20 protein-coding genes are annotated in these 22601 nt (G+C 56.7%); 15 read left to right on the top strand and 5 right to left on the bottom strand.

Translation table 11 applies throughout. From position 1 onward, the window contains the following. Positions 1 to 70: 70 nt before the first annotated feature. Positions 71 to 1054 (bottom strand): arabinose ABC transporter substrate-binding protein, encoded by a 984-nt coding sequence (locus tag HZZ01_RS05415; RefSeq protein ID WP_003853437.1) that lies wholly within the window; start codon positions 1052 to 1054, stop codon positions 71 to 73. Positions 1055 to 1419: 365 nt separating this feature from the next. Here HZZ01_RS05415 and HZZ01_RS05420 point away from each other — a divergent pair, with 365 nt between their 5' ends. From HZZ01_RS05420 to HZZ01_RS05430, 3 genes are all read left to right on the top strand, one after another. Further along, positions 1420 to 3123: a ribulokinase gene (locus HZZ01_RS05420; protein ID WP_179895827.1), complete on the top strand. Its 1704-nt coding sequence runs from the start codon at positions 1420 to 1422 to the stop codon at positions 3121 to 3123. A 139-nt stretch (positions 3124 to 3262) separates the two neighbouring features. Beyond that, entirely contained in the window at positions 3263 to 4762 is a 1500-nt protein-coding gene (gene araA, locus HZZ01_RS05425; RefSeq protein ID WP_179895828.1) for an L-arabinose isomerase, read from the top strand. A gap of 592 nt (positions 4763 to 5354) precedes the next feature. Next, positions 5355 to 5822 carry a GNAT family N-acetyltransferase gene (locus HZZ01_RS05430; RefSeq protein ID WP_179895829.1) on the top strand — a complete coding sequence of 156 codons (468 nt, stop codon included), beginning with the start codon at positions 5355 to 5357 and terminating at the stop codon, positions 5820 to 5822. Between the two features lie 43 nt (positions 5823 to 5865). Here the strand turns inward: HZZ01_RS05430 and yjfF are convergent, their stop codons facing one another. The 4 genes from yjfF to ytfQ form a co-directional block, all read right to left on the bottom strand. After that, positions 5866 to 6852 carry a galactofuranose ABC transporter, permease protein YjfF gene (gene yjfF, locus HZZ01_RS05435; protein WP_179895830.1) on the bottom strand — a complete coding sequence of 329 codons (987 nt, stop codon included), beginning with the start codon at positions 6850 to 6852 and terminating at the stop codon, positions 5866 to 5868. After that, positions 6849 to 7865: a galactofuranose ABC transporter, ATP-binding protein YtfT gene (gene ytfT / locus HZZ01_RS05440; protein ID WP_179895831.1), complete on the bottom strand. Its 1017-nt coding sequence runs from the start codon at positions 7863 to 7865 to the stop codon at positions 6849 to 6851. The genes yjfF and ytfT overlap by 4 nt, the downstream gene beginning before the upstream one ends. After that, a complete protein-coding gene (locus HZZ01_RS05445) occupies positions 7858 to 9378 on the bottom strand; it encodes a sugar ABC transporter ATP-binding protein (RefSeq protein ID WP_179895832.1) in 1521 nt (506 codons plus the stop codon). Before HZZ01_RS05445 ends, ytfT begins: the two co-directional genes overlap by 8 nt. A gap of 76 nt (positions 9379 to 9454) precedes the next feature. After that, positions 9455 to 10411 carry a galactofuranose ABC transporter, galactofuranose-binding protein YtfQ gene (gene ytfQ / locus HZZ01_RS05450; RefSeq protein ID WP_090961336.1) on the bottom strand — a complete coding sequence of 319 codons (957 nt, stop codon included), beginning with the start codon at positions 10409 to 10411 and terminating at the stop codon, positions 9455 to 9457. 685 nt (positions 10412 to 11096) lie between these two features. Here ytfQ and ydgT point away from each other — a divergent pair. The 12 genes from ydgT to HZZ01_RS05510 all read left to right on the top strand — a co-directional run bounded on the left by ydgT (position 11097) and on the right by HZZ01_RS05510 (position 22574). Next, complete coding sequence (ydgT, locus tag HZZ01_RS05455) at positions 11097 to 11312, top strand: transcription modulator YdgT (protein WP_179897057.1); 216 nt, start codon at positions 11097 to 11099, stop codon at positions 11310 to 11312. Positions 11313 to 11422: 110 nt separating this feature from the next. Then, positions 11423 to 11866, top strand: a complete 444-nt coding sequence (locus HZZ01_RS05460) for a DUF2569 domain-containing protein (RefSeq protein WP_179895833.1) — start codon at positions 11423 to 11425, stop codon at positions 11864 to 11866. A gap of 123 nt (positions 11867 to 11989) precedes the next feature. After that, entirely contained in the window at positions 11990 to 12571 is a 582-nt protein-coding gene (rsxA, locus tag HZZ01_RS05465) for an electron transport complex subunit RsxA (RefSeq protein WP_136198741.1), read from the top strand. Further along, on the top strand, positions 12571 to 13149 hold the full coding sequence (gene rsxB, locus HZZ01_RS05470) for an electron transport complex subunit RsxB (protein ID WP_179895834.1): 579 nt from the start codon (positions 12571 to 12573) through the stop codon (positions 13147 to 13149). Before rsxA ends, rsxB begins: the two co-directional genes overlap by 1 nt. Then, the gene (gene rsxC, locus HZZ01_RS05475) at positions 13142 to 15730 is read left to right on the top strand and encodes an electron transport complex subunit RsxC (RefSeq protein ID WP_179895835.1); all 2589 of its coding nucleotides are present in this window, start codon (positions 13142 to 13144) and stop codon (positions 15728 to 15730) included. The genes rsxB and rsxC overlap by 8 nt, the downstream gene beginning before the upstream one ends. After that, positions 15731 to 16789: an electron transport complex subunit RsxD gene (rsxD, locus tag HZZ01_RS05480; protein WP_179895836.1), complete on the top strand. Its 1059-nt coding sequence runs from the start codon at positions 15731 to 15733 to the stop codon at positions 16787 to 16789. A gap of 3 nt (positions 16790 to 16792) precedes the next feature. Further along, the gene (rsxG, locus tag HZZ01_RS05485; protein ID WP_179895837.1) at positions 16793 to 17425 is read left to right on the top strand and encodes an electron transport complex subunit RsxG; all 633 of its coding nucleotides are present in this window, start codon (positions 16793 to 16795) and stop codon (positions 17423 to 17425) included. Continuing rightward, on the top strand, positions 17418 to 18122 hold the full coding sequence (locus HZZ01_RS05490) for an electron transport complex subunit E (protein WP_003849003.1): 705 nt from the start codon (positions 17418 to 17420) through the stop codon (positions 18120 to 18122). The genes rsxG and HZZ01_RS05490 overlap by 8 nt, the downstream gene beginning before the upstream one ends. Next, on the top strand, positions 18119 to 18751 hold the full coding sequence (nth, locus tag HZZ01_RS05495; RefSeq protein ID WP_061062392.1) for an endonuclease III: 633 nt from the start codon (positions 18119 to 18121) through the stop codon (positions 18749 to 18751). Before HZZ01_RS05490 ends, nth begins: the two co-directional genes overlap by 4 nt. Positions 18752 to 18956: 205 nt before the next feature. Continuing rightward, positions 18957 to 19676, top strand: coding sequence for an HPP family protein (locus HZZ01_RS05500; RefSeq protein ID WP_179895838.1), 720 nt, complete (start codon positions 18957 to 18959; stop codon positions 19674 to 19676). A 233-nt stretch (positions 19677 to 19909) separates the two neighbouring features. Further along, the gene (locus HZZ01_RS05505) at positions 19910 to 21253 is read left to right on the top strand and encodes an MFS transporter (protein WP_179895839.1); all 1344 of its coding nucleotides are present in this window, start codon (positions 19910 to 19912) and stop codon (positions 21251 to 21253) included. Beyond that, on the top strand, positions 21231 to 22574 hold the full coding sequence (locus HZZ01_RS05510; protein ID WP_179895840.1) for an enolase C-terminal domain-like protein: 1344 nt from the start codon (positions 21231 to 21233) through the stop codon (positions 22572 to 22574). The genes HZZ01_RS05505 and HZZ01_RS05510 overlap by 23 nt, the downstream gene beginning before the upstream one ends. Positions 22575 to 22601 lie beyond the last annotated feature (27 nt).

The following is a 22601-nucleotide window of genomic DNA, read 5'->3' on the forward strand; positions in this document are numbered from 1 at the left end:
CTGTCAGGGCGGGCGACGCGAAATGGGCTATTAAGGATGCCGGGCTGCGAACAGCCCGACAGGCTCAGAGTTACATCAGTCCTTTTTTCGCCAGTTCGGTTTTGAAGTTGTCACGGGTGATCAGCACCACATCTGTAACTTCGGTGAATTTCGGTGGCTCTTCACCTTTGCTGACCCAGTTGTAGAGCATCTGGCTGCTTTTGTAGCCGTGGATATCCGGGCTTGGCAGCAGCGAACCGTAGAAGCCGGTCGCCTTGTCTTTAGACAGTTCACTGATGGCATCGACGCCGTTAATGCCGATACCGATGACGTCAGCCGCTTTAAAGCCCTGACCTTCAGTCGCACGCACGCCGCCCAGCACGGTGTTGTCGTTCATGCCGACAATCAGCCAGTGTTTGACTTCAGGATGCTGCACCAGCAGGGAGTTACCGGCGTCAAACGCGCCAGGGATATCATTGGATTTGGTTGGGACCTGATAGATCTGAGCTGCCGGGAAACCAGCGGCTTTGATCGCGTCCATTGAGCCGCCGGTACGACGACGTGCGGTGTCGAGTTCGTTCGCGGTAATCGCCATCACGCCGGTGGTTTTCACATCCCAGCCGCGCTTCTGCATCTCTTTATAGAGTTCCTGACCCTGACGCTCACCAATTTTGGTGGCCGCCATCATCACCAGCGGTACGGTGTCCATTGGCTTGCCTTTGGCGGTCACGAACTGGTCATCTACCGCGATGACTTTCAGACCGTAGCCACGCGCTTTTGCCATGATGGCGGAGCCCAGTTTCGGATCGGGGGTACAGATGACAAAACCTTTTGCGCCGTTCGCCGCCAGGCTGTCGATGGCATTCAGGGTTTTTTCACCATCCGGCACGGCAATTTTAATGACATCAAAGCCAAGATCTTTGCCCGCTTTATCGGCGAATTTCCATTCAGTCTGGAACCAGGGTTCTTCTGGTTGCTTGACTAAAAAACCCAGCTTCATGGTCTCGGCGATAGCGGATTGTGACATAACCGCTGCCAGGCCGATGGCCGCGAATGCTTTAGTGAATTTATGCATGATGCTCTCCGGTACCAGGTTATTTTTCGCTGCTAATAACGAATCGGTGTAAACGCTACCAGTTTGTTTTGTTTTGTGGGTACAGCCATAAATCAGTGCGTTAGGCTGGCATGTGCTGACAGACTGTCCAGACGCTGGGCTAGTTTTAGCGGTATTAGCGAAGAAAAATGTAGAGCGGTATCACACATTAAAATCACGACAAAATGATCCATATATTCAGCAAATTTAACCGGACCTTAACTTTTGCAATGGATCACAAAATCACTGCCGATGACAGAAAAGTGCATATTGTCAGCCAGCGATGACTAACTGATTTGGCGCGCCGAACCCAGGATACAGGAGTTAACTAACTACAGGAGATTCCGATGCGTGCTGGAGCCATCACCCTTGGGCTGGACTTTGGTAGTGATTCGGTGCGTGCGCTGGCCGTGGATTGTCATAGCGGCAAAGAGCTGCAGAGTGCGGTGTTCAGCTATCCACGCTGGCAACAGGGCTTATACAGCGATCCGCACACTAACCGTTTTCGTCACCATCCACAGGATTACATCGACGCTATGGAGCAGGCGCTGCTCGGCGTGCTGAATGCACTGAGCGAAGATCAGCGCAATGCCGTGGTCGGCATTGGCGTTGACAGTACCGGCTCAACGCCGGCGCCTATCGACCGCGACGGCAATGTGCTGGCGCTGCGTCCGGAGTTCGCTGAGAACCCCAACGCGATGTTCGTGTTGTGGAAAGATCATACTGCTATAGAAGAAGCGGAAGAGATTAATCAGCTTTGCCACAGCGGCCGCTTCGAGGATTACAGCCGCTACATCGGCGGCATTTACTCCTCTGAGTGGTTCTGGGCGAAGATTCTGCACGTGTCGCGTGAAGATGCGGCCGTGCGTGAAGCCGCCGTCTCCTGGGTGGAGCTGTGCGACTGGGTGCCTGCCCTGTTAAGCGGCACCACCGCGCCAGAGAAGCTGCGTCGTGGGCGTTGTGCCGCCGGGCATAAAGCGCTGTGGCATGACGACTGGAACGGCCTGCCCGATGTCGATTTCCTTGATGCGCTCGACCCGCTGTTAACCCAGCAGCTCGACTCCCCTTTGTTTACGGATACCTGGACCGCTGATGTGCCGGTCGGCACGCTCAGTCCGGAATGGGCGAAGCGTCTTGGCCTGACCCAAACCGTTACCCTCTCCGGTGGCGCATTTGACTGTCATATGGGCGCCGTGGGTGGCGGTGCCAAACCTTATACGCTGGTGAAAGTGATTGGCACCTCAACCTGCGACATCCTGATTGCTGATGCGGAAAAGGTCGGCGACCGCGATATCAAGGGTATCTGTGGTCAGGTCGATGGCAGCGTCGTACCTGGCGCTATCGGGCTGGAAGCAGGTCAGTCTGCCTTTGGTGATATCTATGCCTGGTTCAGCCGCTTACTGGGCTGGCCATTGCAGCTGGCGGCCCAGCAGCATCCGGCGCTGAAACCTCAGCTGGCTGAGATGCAAAAGAATCTGATTAAGGATCTCACCGAGGCCTGGGCTGCCAATCCGCAGCTCGACCATCTGCCGGTGGTGCTGGACTGGTTTAACGGTCGCCGCACACCGAATGCGAATCAGCGTCTGAAAGGGGTGATTACCGACCTGAATCTGGGCACCGATGCCCCTGCACTGTTTGGTGGTCTGGTCGCGGCAACCGCGTTTGGCGCCCGCGCCATTATGGAGTGCTTCGAGCAGCAGCAGATCCCGGTCGAGAGCATTCTGACCCTTGGCGGCATCGCGCGAAAATCTCCGGCGATTATGCAGGCCTGCTGCGATGTGATGAACCGGCCACTGGATATCGTCGCCTCTGACGAGTGCTGTGCACTGGGTGCGGCCATTTTCGCCGCCGTTGCCGCCGGTGTTCACGCCAGCGTCCCGGATGCTCAGCAGGTCATGGCCAGTCCGATTGCCGTGACGCTGCAGCCCGATCCGGCGCGCGTCGCCCGCTATCAACAACTTTATCAACGCTATCAACAATGGTGCGTGACGGCTGAACCGCAATACGCCGCTCGCCCCGCTTCCGCGACGAGCCTGGCCCAACAGGCGTAATTGTTGCAGGCAGTCTGGACACGGACAGCGCGGAGCAACCAGGTGTACACGGCGTACGTGAGGATTGTGAGCCCTGTCCAGGTTCAGAATGACAAATAAAATAGCCTATTAGGGTAGGCTCAAAGTAAAGGAGTGGTTTATGGAACAGTCAAACAGCTACAGCGTGTGGTTTGTCATCGGCACGCAGCACCTCTATGGGGCGGAGACGTTACGCCAGGTTGAACAGAATGCCCGTCAGGTTGTCGACGGTTTAAATCAGGCGGGTTTACCACTACGTCTGGAGCTGAAACCGCTGGTGAAATCACCGGATGAAGCGCTGGCCCTGTGCCGCGACGCAAACTACGACAAGCAGTGCGTCGGGATCATTACCTGGCTGCATACTTTCTCCCCGGCCAAAATGTGGATCGGCGGCCTGAGCGTACTGAATAAGCCGCTGCTGCAATTCCATACCCAGTTCAATGCCGAGATCCCGTGGGACAGCATGGACATGGACTTTATGAACCTGAACCAGACCGCGCACGGCGGCCGTGAGTTCGGTTTCATCGGCGCGCGCATGGGCCTGCAGCACAGCGTGGTGACCGGTCACTGGCAAGACAGCGCCAGCCAGCAGCGTCTGGGCAACTGGATGCGGGCGGCTCTGGCTAAACAGGCCAGCCAGCAGCTGAAAGTCGCCCGTTTTGGCGACAACATGCGTGAAGTGGCCGTGACCGAAGGCGATAAAGTCGCCGCACAGATTCAGTTCGGTTATTCAGTGAATGGCTGGGGCGTTGGCGATTTGGTTGAGGTGATCAACGGCGTCAGCGATGGCGACGTGAACGCGCTGATCGACGAATATGAAAGCCTTTATCGCTTTACCGATGTCGCCGCGTCTGGCGGTGAAAAGCGTCAGAACGTGCTGGATGCTGCGCGTATCGAACTCGGTCTGAAACGTTTTCTGGAAGCAGAGGGCTGCCACGCCTTCACCACTAACTTCCAGACGCTGCACGGCATGACGCAGTTACCTGGTCTGGCCGTTCAGCGCCTGATGGGTCAGGGTTATGGCTTCGCAGGCGAAGGAGACTGGAAAACCGCTGCCCTGCTGCGCATTTTCAAAGTGCTGGCCGGCGATCGTAAAGGTGGCACCTCATTTATGGAGGATTACACCTATCACTTCTCACCGGGCAACGATTTAGTGCTTGGCTCGCACATGCTGGAAGTCTGCCCGTCGATTGCCATTGAAGAGAAACCCTTAATCGATGTGCAGTTCCTGGGCATTGGTGATAAAGCCGATCCGGCACGTATGATTTTCTCCACCCCAGCCGGTCGTGCGGTTAACGCCAGCGTGATTGATATGGGTGATCGTTTCCGTCTGCTGGTTAACGTGGTGGATGCTATCGAACAGCCGAAACCGCTGCCGAAGTTGCCGGTTGCGCGCGCACTGTGGAAAGCGCAGCCATCACTGGCGACCGCCTCCGAAGCGTGGATTCTGGGCGGCGGCGCGCACCATACGGTGTTCAGTCAGGCGCTGACGCTGGAGGATATGTATCTGTACGGTGAGATGAACGACATTGAAGTGCTGGTGATTGATGAGCACACGCGTTTGCCTGCGTTTAAAGACGCGCTGCGCTGGAACGAAGCGTATTACCGTCTGAAACGTTAATTAGCGATCATTGGCGCCTTAGGATTCTTTAAAAGATAGTTTCAGGGAAGGTAAGGCGCCGTTTGGTAGAAAATTAGTGCAATTCAGTCGGAAATGGCGGGCGTTGCGTAAAGACGCCGTAAATACATCCCTGTAGGCTCTGCCGCCGCATCCATGCGGCGGACGCTTTACTCCACTGCCCGCCATCCCCTCCTTAATTTTGCATTTTTGCGAATATTCAAAAACTCAGCATAATCAGCATGTAATAAAAGCCCTTACTGGGAAAGTCCCATTTCGCTGCAACTGTGCACTCCATTATTTCAATTTCGCACTGCCCTTTACAGCAATGATTAAGCCCAACCGGGAAGGAATGGCATGCCTGAAGGGCAAAGCGTCCGCGCCAGGGATGGCGCGGCCGATCCGCATGGATGCGGGAATCCTTTGCGATCAGGCATACCTTTCCTGACCTTACACCTGAATCCCATAGCGATTGTTTTCCCGATAATACATAAGAGCACCGGTCTCTTTGCTAAAACTCAACTCTTTCATCATCTTGCACTTTCTCCCACCAGCCTGTATTGCTACATACCTGATAAAACAAGGTGCCAACGCCATGCAAATTGCCGATCTGAACCAGCATCCCGGCTTCGCCGGACAAACCGCACAACTGCTGCACACCGAATGGTCACATCTTCCTGCATGGTCGCATCAGCCCACCATCCTTGCGCGTTTAACAAAACGGAATCAGACCGGCTCGTCGGAATTAACCCTCATCGCCACACCGGATGGCGAAACAGTGATCGCGACCTGTAGCATCATCCGTTTTGAACTGGACGACATTCCGGCAAGGGAATACTGGATAGGTGAAGTGGTGACGGACAAAAAATTTCGGGGCCAGGGCGTGGCAAAGGCCTTGATTCAGCAGGCGATTGCGCGAGCCAGACAACAGCAAATTGGCGAACTCTGGCTCTATACGCCCGATCAACAGGCGTACTATCAGCGTTCAGGCTGGCTGGCGGTGGAACAGCGGCACATCGCGGGTGAAGAAGTCACGGTGATGGTGCTGCATCTGGCGCAGTAAAAGGCGGCTCCTGAGAGCCGCCATTAACCAGAATACGCAATACTCAGCCAGGGATGCGTTTGACGGGTGCGTTCTGCTGACGATCCCAGATCACCGTCAGTAACCGCTGCAGCGCGATAAACGCAAACAGCAGAATCCCGATGGCGATCTTGGTCCACCACGAACTCAGCGTGCCGTCGAAGTTAATCCAGGTCTGAATCAGTCCCTGAATTAACACGCCAAACAGCGTGCCCAGCACAGTTCCGACGCCACCCGACAACAACGTGCCGCCAATCACCACTGACGCAATCGCATCCAGCTCCACACCCAGACCGGCCAGTGCATAACCTGCCGAGGTATAGATAGAGAACACAATGCCCGCCAGCGTTGCCAGCGTGGTGGAAAGCATATAAATCTTAATGGTCGTCGCACGGGTTGAAACACCCATCAACTGAGCGGACGTCATATTGCCGCCGATAGCGTAAACCCGGTTACCGAAGCGTGTGCGATGCGCCAGAATAATCCCGCCAAACACCACAACCAGCATAATCACGGCCAGCAGGCTAAGACGCCCTCCGCCCGGCACTTTCCACGCCAGACTTGAAAGCAGGGTATAGAACGGATGATCGATTGGAATCGAGTTCTCGGACACCAGATAGCTGCAGCCGCGCAGGAAAAACATCCCCGCCAGCGTAATGATAAAGGCCGGGATCTTCAGTGCATCAATCAGCCAGCCCATCATGGCACCGAACAGCGCACCCAGTGACAGAATCAGCGCAAACGCGAGCAGCGGATCGACATGGAAATCACCAATTGCTCGCGCCAGAAACACACCGGTAAACGCAATGACTGCGCCGACCGACAGGTCGATACCACCGGATAAAATCACAAAGGTCATGCCGACGGCGATAATGCCAAGGAAGGCGTTATCGGTCAGGATATTGCAGATGACCCGGGTGGAGGCAAAGCCCGGAAACTGACTCAGACAAAAAAGGTAACCTGCGACAAACACCAGCAAGGTGATCATCAGCGGAAGATGACGTTTGATCATGTCGGGCGTCTCCGTTTCAACATCGCAATAAACCGCGGTGACTGCAGCAACAGCACGCACATCACCACCACCGCTTTCACGACCTGATTCAGCTCAGGCGGGAAGCCAGAAAGCAAAATCCCGGTATTCATCGACTGAATAATCAGTGCGCCAATCAGCGACAACACCAGATTAAAGCGCCCCCCCATCAAAGATGCCCCACCAATGACCACAGCGAGAATTGCATCCAGCTCCAGCCATAAACCCGCGTTATTGGCATCCGCACCGCGAATATCTGCTGTGACGATCAGACCCGCGACGGCGGCACAGACGCCACTGATCGCATAAGTAGACATCACGACCAGCCAGCCCGTCACACCCGCATTGCGTGCAGCGCGCAGGTTAATCCCCACGGCTTCGATAAACAGACCCAGCGCGGTTTTGCGCGTCAGCAGCCATACGGCCAGCGCCACCACCAGCGTAATCCAGACCGGCACCGGCAACATCCATAGTGAGCCATTACCAAACCAGCCAAGACTGTCGCTATCGAACGTCACAATCTGTCCCTGAGTAATCAACTGAGCGATACCGCGTCCGGCCACCATCAGAATCAGCGTGGCAACAAACGGCTGAATCCGCAGCAGCGCCACCAGCACCCCATTCCACAAACCACAGGCTAAACCGGTGCCCAGCGTGCAGAGAATAATAAACGGCACACCGTGCCCGGCCACGGTGAGTGTGGCGGCCGTCGCGCCCGCTATCGCCATCACCGCCCCCACGGAAAGATCGATGCCGCCAGTCGCGATCACCAGCGTCATCCCAATAGCCAGCAGGGCAACCGGTGCCGCACGGTTAAGAATATCGATTGGACTGCCGAACAGGCGGCCATCCTGCAGATGCACCGCAAAAAAGTTACTGGCCACCAGACTGTCGATCAACAGCACCAGCAGCAGCGCGGCGATTTGCGGCATCCCTGGCGGGAGTTTCAGCTTACGACGTGGCGTTTTTTCAGATGTCATAGGAGACTCAAGCATGTTTTGCCCCTCCGTCTGCGATAGCATTGACGATCGACGCCACGGATAGCTGCTCCAGCGGAATTTCAGCCACCTGCTTCAGATCGCGCATGATCAACACCCGATCGGCATAACCGACCAGCTCTTCGAGTTCAGAGGAGATCACCAGCAGCGCCAGACCATCGGCGCACAGGGATTCAATTAAACGGATAATTTCGGCGTGCGCGCCTACATCAATACCGCGCGTCGGTTCGTCGAGGATTAAAAACTGGGGTTTAGTGACCAGCCAGCGCGACAGCAACACCTTCTGCTGATTGCCGCCCGATAACAGCTCCACCGGCTGCTCTGCATGCGGCGTGCGAATGCCCAGACTTTTGATAAAACGATCGGCAATCGCCTGCTGTTCACGCTTCTTAATCGGCCGTAACCAGCCGCGTTGCGCCTGCAGTGCCAGAATAATATTTTCGCGCACGGAGGCCGCGCCAATAATCCCGTCAGTCTTACGATCCTCCGGGCAAAAACCCATGCCAAGTTGTGACGCTTTCGCCGGGTTGGTAATGCGCTGCACTTTGCCTTTGATCTTCGCGGTTCCGCGATCGGCACGACGAATACCAAATAATACCTCGGCAGTTTCGGTACGGCCTGAACCCAGCAGACCGGCCAGGCCGACGACCTCACCGGGACGTACCGACAGGTTAAAGGGTTCAATGGTGCCCTTCCTGCCGTAATCTTCAAACGACACGACCGGCTGATTGCTGCGCAGCGTACTGCCCTGACGCTGTAACGCCGTCTCCAGCAGTTCGCGACCCAGCATCAGCTTAATCAGTTCAATCTGCGGCAGCGTGGCAGTATCGCGGGTGGCGATAAACTGCCCGTTGCGCAGTACGGTAATCCGGTCAGTAATGCGGTACACCTGGTCGAGGAAGTGGGTCACAAAAATCAGGCTCATCCCCCTGGCTTTTAACTGCGCCATCAGGGTAAACAGCATCTCAACTTCGCTGGCATCCAGACTGGCTGTCGGCTCATCGAGGATCAGCACCTGGGCCGACAGATCCACCGCGCGGCAGATGGCGATAATTTGCTGCATCGCCACCGAGTAGTGGCCAAGCGGGCGCGTCACATCAAGGGAAAAACCGTAGTTCCGCATCAGCGCATCGGCATCGCGCACCATCTTCCGACGGTCGATCATGCCAAAGCGGCGCGGCTCACGGCCAATATAGAGGTTATCCGCCACCGACATGTTCGGCAGCATATTCACTTCCTGATAGACGGTGCCGATGCCCATCTCCTGCGCCTGCGCCGTATTATGCGGCGTAATGGGCTCCCCATTCAGGGTGATCGTGCCCGCGTCGCGCGTGTAAACCCCGGTCAGCACTTTAATCAGGGTGGATTTGCCTGCGCCGTTCTCGCCCAGCAGCGCCATGATCTCCCCTTTACGGATATCAAAGGAAACATTGCTCAGCGCTTTGACGCCGGGAAACCCTTTGCTGACGCCGCTGATAGATAACAGCGGTGTTTCATTTTGCGTGGTCATTCTGCTCACTCCGCCTTACGTCATGAAAAACCGCCCCGTAGGGCGGTCTGCGGCTGGTCTGTGGCGGGTCTGTGAATCAGTAACCCATACCATTTTTCTTATCCAGCTCCTTCTGCGCATCAGCAGGCAGGAACAGCTTCGACTCGGTCTTGATCACTTTTGGCGGCAGCGTGCCATCTTTCTTGAATTTTTCCAGCGCATCAAACGCCGGGCCAGCCATATCTGGCGTCAGCTCGACGTTGGCGTTAGCCTCACCCGCCAGCATCGCTTTATAGATATCCGGTACACCATCAATTGAGCCGGTAAGAATATCTTTGCCTGGTTTCAGCCCCGCTTCTTTAATCGCCTGGATGGCACCGATCGCCATGTCATCGTTATGCGCGTAAACCATGCAGATGTTTTTGCCGTTGTTCTCTGCCTTGATAAAGCTCTCCATCACCTCTTTACCTTTACTGCGGGTAAAGTCACCGGACTGCGAGCGAATCACTTTAATATTTGGATGGTTGCTGATCGCCTCGGCAAAGCCTTTCTTACGGTCGATCGCCACGCTGGCACCCACTGTGCCCTGCAGTTCCACCACGTTACACTGCTTGTCGCCCACGGTTTTCACCAGCCAGTCGCCAATCAGTTTGCCTTCCAGCACGTTGTCCGCCGTCACCACCGCCTGATACAACGATTTGTCTTTCACCACGATGGCGCGGTCCAGCAGGTAAACCGGGATTTTGGCATCTTTGGCTTCTTCCAGGACCGGCTCCCAGCCAGTCTGTACAACAGGCGCAATAAAGATGGCATCAACGCCCTGCGCGATGAATGAGCGTACGGCTTTGATCTGGTTCTCTTGTTTCTGCTGTCCATCGGCGATTTTCAGGGTGATCCCGCGTTTTTTGGCTTCGCTTTTCGCTACGTTGGTTTCCGCTGAGCGCCAGCCAGATTCCGAACCGACCTGCGAGAAGCCGACCGTCATATCTGCGGCAAGTACCGGGCCGGTTAACGCGGCGCTGACCAGCGTGGTCAGAAGTAAACGTTTCCACATAGTTTTTAATCCTCTGAAAGGCGTTTGCTGTTTAGGGTAGAGAGCCTGCTTAGACTGGACTAAAAAAGGGTGCATAATGGCGACATACTTCACAAAATAGAGCAATTTAAAGGAGTTACGTGCAGAGTCGCGGGTTCGCTGGCTGGGGTATTATGGATAAAACGGCTGATTAAAATGACAATGCCCGTTAAATAATTGTAATAAACAGAATCGCTTATGTTTATCGCCACTGGAAACGATTACAGCCAGGCGTACAAAACGGGTTATCCGGCTTACGATGAACAAAAAATGGGATTTGTGATTGCCCGCACAGTCGTCAGTGGCTTCAGGGCAGGAGCGAAACGTTTCTATAGCAGGGGTTCCCGAACGGTCAAATTTCCCGCGGTAAAAACGTCAGAAAGAAGACGCTGACTCCCTGTCCAGGCCGAATGAAATAAAAATAATGTTTTATCTCTACAGTAAACGATTTATTCGCGTGCTCTGCTCCCGGTGCCAGTCGGGTATTTAAGGCAAAGCCCCTGAGTTAACGACCCAAATAACAGTAAAAAAGCCAGATATGGACTTTTAGTGACGAATAAGGTGCTTTTGTCTGATTTTCGGCTTTTTTCATCTGCATGATCTGGACAGCTTAAGCCTGCCCCCTATACTGAGCACTCCTTTGTTACTTCTATCTCTTATGGCAATGATGACTGCGCACGATTACCTGCTTAAATTCCGCAAAGTAAATAATACAGACAGTCTGGAAAAGCTTTTCGATCATCTGAATTATTCCCTGACGAATGATCTGGAAATCATCAATATGTACCGGGCTGCCGACCATCGGCGCGCTGAACTGGCCTCTGGCGGTCGGTTATATGATCTGGGCTGTGTTCCTAAAACGGTGTGGCGCTACGTAGTCTGATCTCAGACTGATTCATCACCTCTTTTACCGCTGACCTTGTCCGGATGGGCGCGCCCCTCTGGACATGTTATTCTGCTGCGCTTCGACTCCCCGAGACAGGAATAACCACGATGAATGAACAGGCTGCTGCGCCGCGTATTGGTGGCTGGCTTTTGCTGCCGCTGGCCTGGCTGATAATGACCCTGTTAACCACCGTTCTGGTGCTGGCGATGTATCTGACACCCCTGTTTAATCCGGAATGGCGTGTCGCGCTGTTTTCTCACGGCAGCACACTCTTCTCTTACTGGGCCATTTCTCTGCTCACCGCTGTGGCGGTCTGGGCCTATAGTCTCTGGATCAGCTGGCTGTTCCTGAAGCGCTCCCGCCGCCTGCCGCGCCATTATCTGCTCTGGCTGCTTATTACCGTGCTACTGGCGCTGAAAACTTTTGCTTTCACGCCAGTCGCTGATAGCCGGGCCCTCCAGACATTACTGCTGTCACTGCTGGCCGCTGCGGTGTTTGTGCCCTATTTTAAACGCTCAGAACGGGTAAAAAAGACCTTTATCGCGCCCTGATGTGGTGAGTTGTGTCAGGAATTTAATTCTGAGTGCGGTCTGCCGCCTTGCGGGTGGCGCGGGTGTTGAGATACGTCGCGCTATCAATGATAATAAGCCGCTTTCTGGCTCCCAGGCGAAAAAATGACCGATTATCTGCTTCTCTTTGTTGGCACCGTGCTGGTGAATAACTTCGTATTAGTGAAGTTTCTCGGCCTTTGTCCCTTTATGGGCGTTTCCAAAAAACTGGAAACGGCGATTGGCATGGGCCTCGCCACGACATTCGTGATCACCCTGGCCTCGATCTGCGCCTGGCTGGTCAACCATCTGATCCTGCTGCCACTGGACCTGGTCTATCTGCGGACCATGGCGTATATCCTGGTCATCGCTGTTGTGGTGCAGTTCACCGAGATGGTAGTGCGTAAAACCAGCCCGTCGCTCTATCGCCTGCTGGGTATCTTTCTGCCGCTGATTACCACCAACTGTGCGGTACTGGGTGTGCCTCTGCTGAGCGTCAACCTTAACCACACCTTTATGCAGGCCGCGCTGTATGGTTTCAGCGCCTCAATCGGCTTCTCGCTGGTGATGGTGCTGTTCGCCGGTATGCGTGAGCGCCTGGTGCTGGCGAATGTTCCTGCCCCGTTTAAAGGCAACTCCATCGCCCTGATTACTGCGGGCCTGATGGCGCTGGCATTTATGGGCTTCACCGGCCTGGTGAAATTCTGATGACCGCGATCTGGATTGCTGTTGCGGTACTCAGTGCGCTGAGCCTGGTGTTCGGTGCCCTGCTGGGTTACGCCTCGCGCCGCTTTGAAGTGGAAGAAGATCCTATCGTTGAGCAGATTGATGCCATTCTGCCACAGAGCCAGTGTGGCCAGTGCGGCTATCCTGGCTGCCGTCCTTATGCGGATGCGGTCGGCAACAACGGTGAAGCGATCAATAAATGCGCGCCAGGCGGTGAGCAGACCATGCTCAAGCTGGCTGCGCTGCTCAACGTGGAACCGCAGCCGATTGATGGTGATGAAACGGCGAAAGAGCCGGTACGTACCGTCGCCTTTATTGATGAGGCCAACTGCATTGGCTGCACCAAATGTATTCAGGCCTGTCCGGTGGATGCGATTGTCGGGGCAACCCGCGCCATGCACACCGTGCTGAGCGATGTCTGCACCGGCTGCGATCTCTGTGTGGCACCCTGCCCGACTGACTGTATTGAGATGCGTCCGGTTGAAACCACACCAGCTAACTGGAAGTGGGATTTGAATACCATTCCTGTACGGGTGATCCCGGTAAAAACTCATGCTTAATCTGTTTAACTTCCTGAAAAAAGAGAAGGTCTGGGATTTTCAGGGTGGTATTCATCCGCCGGAAATGAAAACCCAGTCCAACGGCACGCCGCTCAGCGAACTGCCGTTGCCGCACCGTTTTATTATTCCGCTGAAACAGCATATCGGACACGAAGGTGAGATCTGCGTTGCGCCTGGCGACCATGTGCTGCGCGGTCAGCCTCTGACGTTTGGCACGGGCCGTATGCTGCCGGTCCATGCGCCCACCTCCGGCGTGATTGAAGATATTGGTCAGCATATGACCGCGCATCCATCGGGGCTGTCCGAGCTTTGTATTTTCCTGACGCCCGATGGCGATGACCGCTGGATGCCGCTCGATCCGCTGCCTGACTACCGTCAGCATCCGCGCACGGATGTTGTACAGCGTATTCACGACGCGGGCATCGCGGGCCTGGGCGGTGCGGGATTCCCTACTGCCACCAAACTGAAAGGCGGCCTGCGCGGCGTTAAAACCCTGATTATCAATGCGGCCGAGTGCGAGCCTTATATCACCGCTGACGATCGCCTGATGCAGGACTACGCCGCCGAAGTGCTGGAAGGCAGCCGCATTCTTGCCTGGGTGCTCCAGGCCGAGCAGGTGATGATTGGCATTGAAGATAATAAACCTGAAGCGATCGCTGCGCTGAAACAGGCGCTGGGTAGCGAGCGCGACCTGCAAATCCGGGTGATTCCGACCAAATACCCTTCCGGCGGTGCCAAGCAGCTGACCCGCATTCTGACCGGCATGGAAGTGCCGCACGGCGGACGCTCCACTGATATCGGTGTGCTGATGCAGAACGTCGGCACCGCCTGGGCAGTTAAACGGGCCATTATCAATGGTGAGCCGATTACTGAGCGCGTGGTGACACTGACCGGCGAGGCAATTGCACAGCCGCGTAACGTCTGGAGTCGTCTCGGCACCCCAATCAGCCATCTGCTGCACCACGTCGGATTTACACCTGCACCGCGTCAGATGGTGATTATGGGCGGTCCGCTGATGGGCTTTACTCTGCCTTCGCTGGATGTGCCGGTGGTGAAGATCACCAACTGTATTCTTGCCCCCTCTGCCAGTGAAATGGGCAACAACGACGAAGAGCAGTCGTGCATTCGCTGCTCCGCCTGTGCCGATGCCTGTCCGGCTAAACTGCTGCCACAGCAGCTTTACTGGTTCAGCCAGGGCGGCGATCACGATAAAGCGCGTTCACACCACATTGATGATTGCATCGAATGTGGCGCCTGCGCCTATGTCTGCCCGAGTAACATTCCGCTGGTACAATATTACCGTCAGGAAAAAGCGGAACTGCGCGCCATCGATCTGGAAGCGAAACGCACGCTGGAAGCCAAAGCACGCTTTGAAGCGCGTCAGGCGCGACTGGAGCGTGAGAAGCAGGCCCGCGAAGCGCGTCATGAAGAGGCGAAACAGCGTGTGGCCCGCACCGATACCCGTGAACTGGCGGCTGCAAAAGCGCGAGTGAAAGCCCGCCAGACCCCTGAGCCGGATGAGGCAACCCTTGACGCTCAGCGTGAAGCCCGCCATGCGCAGGCGCGTCTGCGTCAGGCCGAGGCCCAGGCTGAAACCCAGCCGGTAACGCGTCAGTCCATCGATCCCCGTAAAGCGGCGGTTGAAGCAGCCATTGCCCGGGCGAAAGCGAAGAAAGTCACGCCGGTTGATGCAGTAGAGAACGGGGCTGAAGCCAGCGTCGATCCGCGCAAAGCCGCTGTCGAAGCTGCCGTTGCCCGCGCCAAAGCGAAGAAGGCCGCGCAGGCTGAAGGCAATGAGGCGATGCCTCCGGCTGCACCGGATAGCGTTCCAGAAGCCGCGCCAGACGCCGCTGCGGAGACCGACCCGCGTAAAGCCGCCGTTCAGGCCGCCATCGCCCGCGCCAAAGCGAAGAAAGCGGCACAGGCTGAAGGCAATGAGGCCACGCCTCCGGTTGCATCCGTGAGTATGAATGAAGCCGCGCCAGACGCCGCTGCGGAGACCGACCCGCGTAAAGCCGCCGTTCAGGCCGCTATCGCCCGTGCCAAAGCGAAGAAGGCCGCGCAGGCTGAAGGCAACGAGGCGACGCCTCCGGCTGCACCGGATAGCGTTCCAGAAGTTGCTTCAGACGCCGCCGCGGAGACCGACCCGCGTAAAGCCGCGATTCAGGCCGCCATCGCCCGCGCCAAAGCGAAGAAAGCGGCACAGGCTGAAGGCAATGAGGCGACGCCTCCGGCTGCACCGGATAGCGTTCCAGAAGTTGTTTCAGACGCCGCCGCGGAGACCGACCCGCGTAAAGCCGCGATTCAGGCCGCCATCGCCCGCGCCAAAGCGAAGAAAGCGGCGCAGGCTGAAAGTGACGCGGATGCTGCTTCACGCGACGCTGCGGCACTGGCCACTGCCGCACACTTTGCAGTAGAGAATGCGGAGCAGGCTCAGGAACAGGCCAATAACGCTAATGCTGAACCTGAACAGGCACCTGAACTGAATCAACCCGATGATGCGCGCAAAGCCGCTATTGCTGCCGCCATCGCCCGTGCCAAAGCGCGTAAAGCGCAGTCGTCTACGACGCTTGAGGATTAAATGGCTTTTCGTATCGCAAGTTCTCCCTACACCCATAATCGCCGCAGCACTGGCAACATCATGCTGCTGGTGGTGCTGGCCGCGGTGCCGGGTTTTGCTGCACAGTGTTATTTCTTTGGCTACGGCACCTTTTTGCAGGTTTTACTGGCAACGCTGACTGCCTGGCTGACAGAAGCGGCAATTTTACGGCTGCGCAAAGCGCCGGTCGCCAGCACGCTGGCGGATAACTCCGCGTTGCTGACAGCCGTCCTGATCGGTATCAGCCTGCCACCGCTGGCACCCTGGTGGCTGGTGGTGATCGGTACATTGTTTGCAGTTGTCATTGCTAAACAGCTTTATGGCGGGCTGGGCCAGAACCCGTTTAACCCGGCGATGGTCGGCTATGTGGTGTTGCTGATCTCCTTCCCGGTACAGATGACCAGCTGGTTGCCGCCTGACACCCTTCAGGCGATCAAACCCGGACTGATGGACAGTCTGAGCATGGTATTCCACGGCCACACGCTGGCGGGCGAAACGATGCAGCAGTTGCAGATGGGTGTGGATGGCATCAGCCAGGCGACACCGCTTGATACCTTTAAAACCGGTTTACGTGCCGGGCACAGCGCCGGACAGCTGCTGGCCCAGCCGATCTACAGCGGCGTGCTGGCGGGCCTTGGCTGGCAGTGGGTTAACGTCGGTTATCTGGCGGGTGGCCTGTTCCTGCTGTGGAAAAGTGCGATTCGCTGGCACATTCCTGCTGCCATGCTGCTGTCACTGGCGTTCTGCGCCACGCTGGGCGCGTTCTTCTCACCGGAATCGCTGAACAGCCCGCTGATTCATCTTTTCTCCGGTGCCACCATGCTGGGCGCGTTCTTTATTGCCACCGACCCGGTGACTGCCTCCACCACCAACCGGGGTCGCCTGATCTATGGTGCGCTGATTGGACTGCTGGTCTGGCTGATCCGCAGCTTTGGCGGTTATCCCGATGGCGTAGCATTTGCTGTGCTGCTGGCAAACATCTGTGTGCCGCTCATCGATTACTACACCCAGCCGCGCGTTTACGGCCATCAGAAGGAGTAAGCGATGCTGGAGACGATTCGCAAAAATGGGGTTACGCTGGCGATTTTCGCTGCGATTACTACGGCAGCGACGGCGGTAGTCAACACCGTCACCAGGCCGACGGTGGAACATCAGACCCTGCTGCAGCAGAAAAACCTGCTGGATCAGGTAGTCCCCACCGACCTTTATGACAATAACATCCAGCAGGATTGTTACATTGTCACAGATGCTGCGCTGGGCAATAATGCACCGCACCATCTCTTTCTGGCGCGTAAAGGCGGCCAGCCTGTCGCTGCCGCACTGGAGACAACTGCGCCTGACGGCTATTCTGGTGCGATACAGATGCTGGTCGGTGCTGATTTCCAGGGTAAAGTACTGGGCGTGCGGGTGGTCGAACACCATGAGACGCCTGGCCTGGGCGATAAGATCGAATTACGCATCTCTGACTGGATCAACAGCTTCAATGGCAAAGTGGTTCATGGTCCGGCGGATAAAGCGTTTGCGGTTAAGAAAGATGGCGGCGACTTTGATCAATTCACCGGCGCCACCATTACCCCACGCGCGGTGGTCAATGCGACCAAACGCACCGCGCTGTTGATGAAAACGCTTCCGGAGAGACTCTCTTCGTTACCGGCATGTGGAGACGCAAATGAGTGAAGCTAAAAGTCTGCTGGTGGGTGGACTGTGGAAGAACAACTCGGCACTGGTGCAGCTGCTGGGCCTCTGCCCGCTGCTGGCGGTCACGGCGACGGCAACCAATGCGCTGGGTTTAGGTCTGGCTACCACGCTGGTGCTGACCCTGACCAACAGTTTTATTTCGGCCTCGCGCCGCTGGGTGCCGTCAGAAATCCGTATCCCGATTTATGTGATGATCATCGCCTCGGTGGTGAGCTGCGTGCAGATGCTGATCAACGCCTATGCCTACGGTCTCTATCAGTCGCTGGGGATTTTTATCCCGCTGATCGTGACCAACTGCATCGTGGTGGGCCGTGCGGAAGCGGTCGCCTCTAAAAGCAGTATCCCGCTTGCCGCGCTTGATGGCTTCGCCATCGGTATGGGCGCGACCTGCGCCATGGTGGTGCTGGGTTCGCTGCGTGAAATCATCGGCAGTGGCACACTGTTTAACGGTGCCGATCAGTTGCTTGGCCCGTGGGCGAAATCGCTGCGTATCGAAGTGGTGCATTTCGATTCACCCATGCTGCTGGCGATGCTGCCGCCTGGCGCGTTTATTGGCCTGGGCATGATGCTGGCGGGTAAATACCTGATCGATCAGAAGATGAAACAGCGGGCAGCCCTGCGTGCTCAGGCTGCTGAAAACGCGGCACCTCAGAACGCCGTCGGGAAGCCGGTGTGAACCAGACTAAACGCACCGAGATTCTTCATCGCCTGCAGCAGAACAATCCGCATCCCACCACCGAGCTGAACTTCAGCTCGCCGTTTGAGCTGCTGATTGCAGTACTGCTCTCGGCGCAGGCGACCGATGTCAGCGTCAACAAAGCCACCGCAAAGCTTTATCCGGTGGCAAATACGCCTGCCGCGATGCTGGCGCTGGGCGTGGATGGCGTAAAGGAATACATCAAAACTATCGGCCTGTTTAACAGCAAAGCGGAAAATGTGATTAAGACTTGTCGCATTCTGCTTGAGCAGCACAACGGCGAAGTGCCGGAAGATCGTGCGGCGCTGGAAGCTCTGCCCGGTGTGGGGCGTAAAACTGCCAATGTGGTGCTGAATACCGCCTTTGGCTGGCCGACAATTGCTGTTGATACTCACATCTTCCGCGTCAGCAACCGGACAAAATTTGCGCCGGGTAAGAATGTGGAAGAGGTGGAGCAGAAGCTGCTGAAGGTGGTTCCGGCCGCCTATAAGGTTGACTGCCACCACTGGCTGATTCTGCATGGCCGCTACACCTGCGTGGCGCGTAAGCCGCGCTGCGGCGCCTGCCTGATTGAAGATCTTTGCGAGTATCCCGACAAAGTCGAGTGATTCGCCTGACTGACCCGCTGCGGCGGGTTTTTTATTGTCTGGTTAAACCCTCTGCACCCCTCTTTCCAGCCTGACGCCCCTTTTCGCTGCGCGCGCTGGCTCGCCTGAATACCTCTACAGTTTGTCGGGTTGTTACATTGATGTTGATGATGGAAAATCGCCGCCCCTGACGATAAGAAAATGTTATGACACGGTGAGTAAAGTAATGATCAAAGGTTCTACTGCAGAGAGGCATCCGCTGCACCTGTTTCTGGCACGATTCTGGCCACATCCGCTGACAGTAAGCAAAAAGCATGTGGTGATTGCCGGACTGGGTGCGGGCATTGGCCTGGTGCTGACCAGTCTGCTGAGTCACTGGATGTTGGGGGAGCTGAATCTGTGGTTTGTCGCGCCCGTAGGTGCTTCGGCGGTTTTACTCTTTGGTCTGCCCGCCAGTCCGCTGGCGCAGCCGTGGGCGATAGTCGGCGGCAACACGCTGTCCGCACTGGCGGGCGTCACCGTCAGCCAGCTCATCCCCGATCCGGCGATTGCCTGCGGCGTCGCGGCCTGCGTGGCGATCCTGTTGATGTTCCAGCTACGCTGTCTGCATCCGCCCGGCGGCGCCGTGGCACTGACCGCTATTCTGGGCGGGCCTTCAGTGCAGCAACTGGGTTATCAGTTTGTCCTTACGCCGATCCTGCTTAACTCGCTGACTCTGGCACTCCTGGCTCTGCTGCTTAATAATCTGGCCGGTCGCCGCTATCCCCACCCGCTGGCGCCTCAGGAAGTTAAACCTGATCCGGTCGCCATGCCGGTCCCGTTGACGCGTGCTGATTTGCATCAGGCTTTACAGGACGGTGAACTGCTGGATATTGATGAGGATGATTTGCAGGCACTGCTGCTGCGTGCGGAAGAGATTGCCCAGCGCCGTCAGGTTAGCGGCTGAAGCCTGTCTGCTGTGACTGTCGGTACTCCGCTCTTCTCCTGACGTCAGCGGGCTGACGACGTTGATCGCTGCCACACTTTTGCTCAGCCGCTTCGCCCACTCCACCTCGTAACATATTGATAACACAATCGTCCAGGCCGGACGCCCATCGGGTCCTGGGCGAATGCCCATAGAGCTGCCCTTTTGCGCGCCCTACACTTTGCTCTTCTTTACGTTTCTTACGAGGAAGACCGATGGATAGCGCTTTGTCCCCGCAGCACGATGAGCTGATCGCCTCCGCCATCAAAAAGTTCTTCACCCATATCATCCCCATGCTGGTGGTGATGCTGATCATTAACCAGATCGACCGCGCGAATATAGGCTTTATCAAGGCGGAACTGCGCACCGATGCCGGGATCAGCGCGGCGGCCTTTGGTCTGGGTGCGGGCCTGTTTTTTATCGGCTATGCGCTGTTTGAGGTCCCCAGTAACCTGATGATGAAGCGCTTCGGCGCCCGCGTCTGGCTGACACGCATCATGATTACCTGGGGATTAGTGGTGGTCATGACGGGTTTCGTCACCTCACCCATCCAGTTTTACCTGCTGCGTTTTTTACTGGGCGTGGCGGAAGCAGGCTTCTTTCCCGGCGTACTGTTCTATTTCCGCCAGTGGGTCCCGAATGCCTGGCGTGGCCGGGCCACTGCGATGGTGCTGAGTGCCACCGCGGGCGCCTTCCTCTTTTCCGGGCCGATCACTGGTGCCATTCTGATGATGCACGATTTTTTAGGCATTGCCGGCTGGAAATGGGTGATGTTTCTCGAAGGCGGTGCCTCCGTGCTGGTCGGTATTCTCGCCGCATGGGTACTGGTGTCACGCCCCGGCGACGCTCGCTGGCTGAGCGATGCGGAGAAACAGGCACTGGTACAGCAGCTGAATAATGAAGAGGCACAGCGTGACGAGCTTAACCGCGCGCCTGGTAAAATGTCGCTGTTACGCAGTCGCAGCCTGCTGTTCTTCTGCGCCATCTTCTTCACCATGACCATGACAGGCTATACGCTGGTGTTCTGGCTGCCGCAGATTATTCAGCGTATTCAGGGCTTCAGCAGTTTTGGCATCGGCATTCTCACCGCCGTGCCCTGGCTTTGCGCCATTATTGCCATCAACCTGCTGAGTCGCTTTTCAGACCGCCACCGCGACAAACTCGATAAAGCGCTGGGCGTCGCGATGCTGGTCGCGGCCTGCGGCACCTTTATGGCTACGCTGGGTTCCCCATGGTTTGGCTTCCTGGCGATGATCGTGGCCTGTATCGGCTCGAAAGTCAGCGCCACCTTTTTCTGGCCGATGCCGCAGGGAGAACTGCCCGCCTCGATTGTTGCGCCTGGGATTGCGCTGGTGAACTCTGTTGGCAACCTTGGCGGCTTCTTCGCACCGACAGTGTTTGGCTATCTGGAGATGAAGACCGGCTCCACCACCGGCGGCCTCTATGCCCTGACCAGCGTCTCGCTGCTGACCGGACTCTGGCTGCTGCTGCGCCGCAAGCCGTCACCGCCTTCCCTTGATCCTATGGAGAATCAACATGTCAGACAGTCCAGTCATTAAAACAATGCGGGTCGTGCCCGTCGCCGGATATGACAGCATGCTGCTGAACATTGGCGGTGCGCATAACTGCTACTTTACCCGCATCCTGGTGATCCTGACCGATTCCGCAGGCCGTACCGGCGTCGGTGAAAGTCCCTGCCACGCTTCAACGCTGGCGCTGCTGGCGCGCTTTCGTCCGCAGATTGAGGGCAGCGACCTGCTCCGGCTGAATGCCACCGTCGCCACGCTATTTGCCAGCGACGCACGACACCAGCAGACCGCGCATACCGACGACATACATATTCCGCAGATGAATCCGGAGAAGTTTTACAACGCTACCGCGGCCATTGAAGCCGCGCTGCTTGACCTGTTGGGTCAGCACCTGAATCTGCCGGTTGCCGAATTGCTCGCCAGCGGTAAACAGCGCGATCGGGTGCCCGTCCTCGGCTATCTGTTCTATATCGCCGACTGTAACCTGACCAGCATGAACTATCAGGCGGGCCACGCTGGCGGTGATGCCTGGCTGCAACTGCGTCATGAGAAAGCGATGGATGCGGACGGCGTGGTACGGCTGGCGGAGGCGGCAGCCGATCGCTATGGCTTCCGGGATTTTAAACTGAAGGGCGGCGTACATCATGCCGAAGTGGAAGTGGAGACGGTTAACGCCCTGCTGACACGTTTTCCTCAGGCGCGGGTAACGGTTGATCCCAATGCCAGCTGGTCGCTGGATGAGGCTATTTATTATGGCAAACAGCTGGCGGGCCGTATTCCCTATCTGGAAGACCCCTGCGGCGCGGAGCAGGGCTATTCCGGCAGGGAAACGCTGGCGGAGTTTAAGCGAGCCACGGGTATTCCGGTCGCCACCAATATGATCGCCAATGACTGGCGACAGCTGCAGCATGCCTTACAGCTTAATGCCATCGACATCCCGCTGGCCGACCCGCATTTCTGGACGATGCGTAACGCACATACCGTGGCGCAGTTGTGTCATGAATGGGGCCTGACAACTGGCTGCCACTCAAACAACCATTTTGATGTGTCACTGGCAATGGTGGCGCATCTGGGGGCTGCGGCACCGGGCGATCGACTGACTGCGTTTGATACCCACTGGATCTGGCAGGATGGCCAGCAGCTGACGCAGCATGCGCCGCAGATTCGGAATGGCTTTCTGGAACTGCCTGAGGGGCCCGGGCTGGGTATTACCCTGAATATGGCGCGGGTCGAAGCTGCTCATGAACTCTACAATTCGCTGCCCGATAAAAACCGAAACGACGCGCTGGGCATGCAGTTTCTGATTGATAACTGGTCATTTAACGCAAAACGCCCGGCCCTGTTACGCTGATCAATGCCATCCTGTGACACTGTCACA

The sequence above is a fragment of the Pantoea sp. WMus005 genome (genome assembly GCF_013415305.1).
Classification (GTDB): Bacteria; Pseudomonadota; Gammaproteobacteria; order Enterobacterales; family Enterobacteriaceae; genus Pantoea; species Pantoea rara.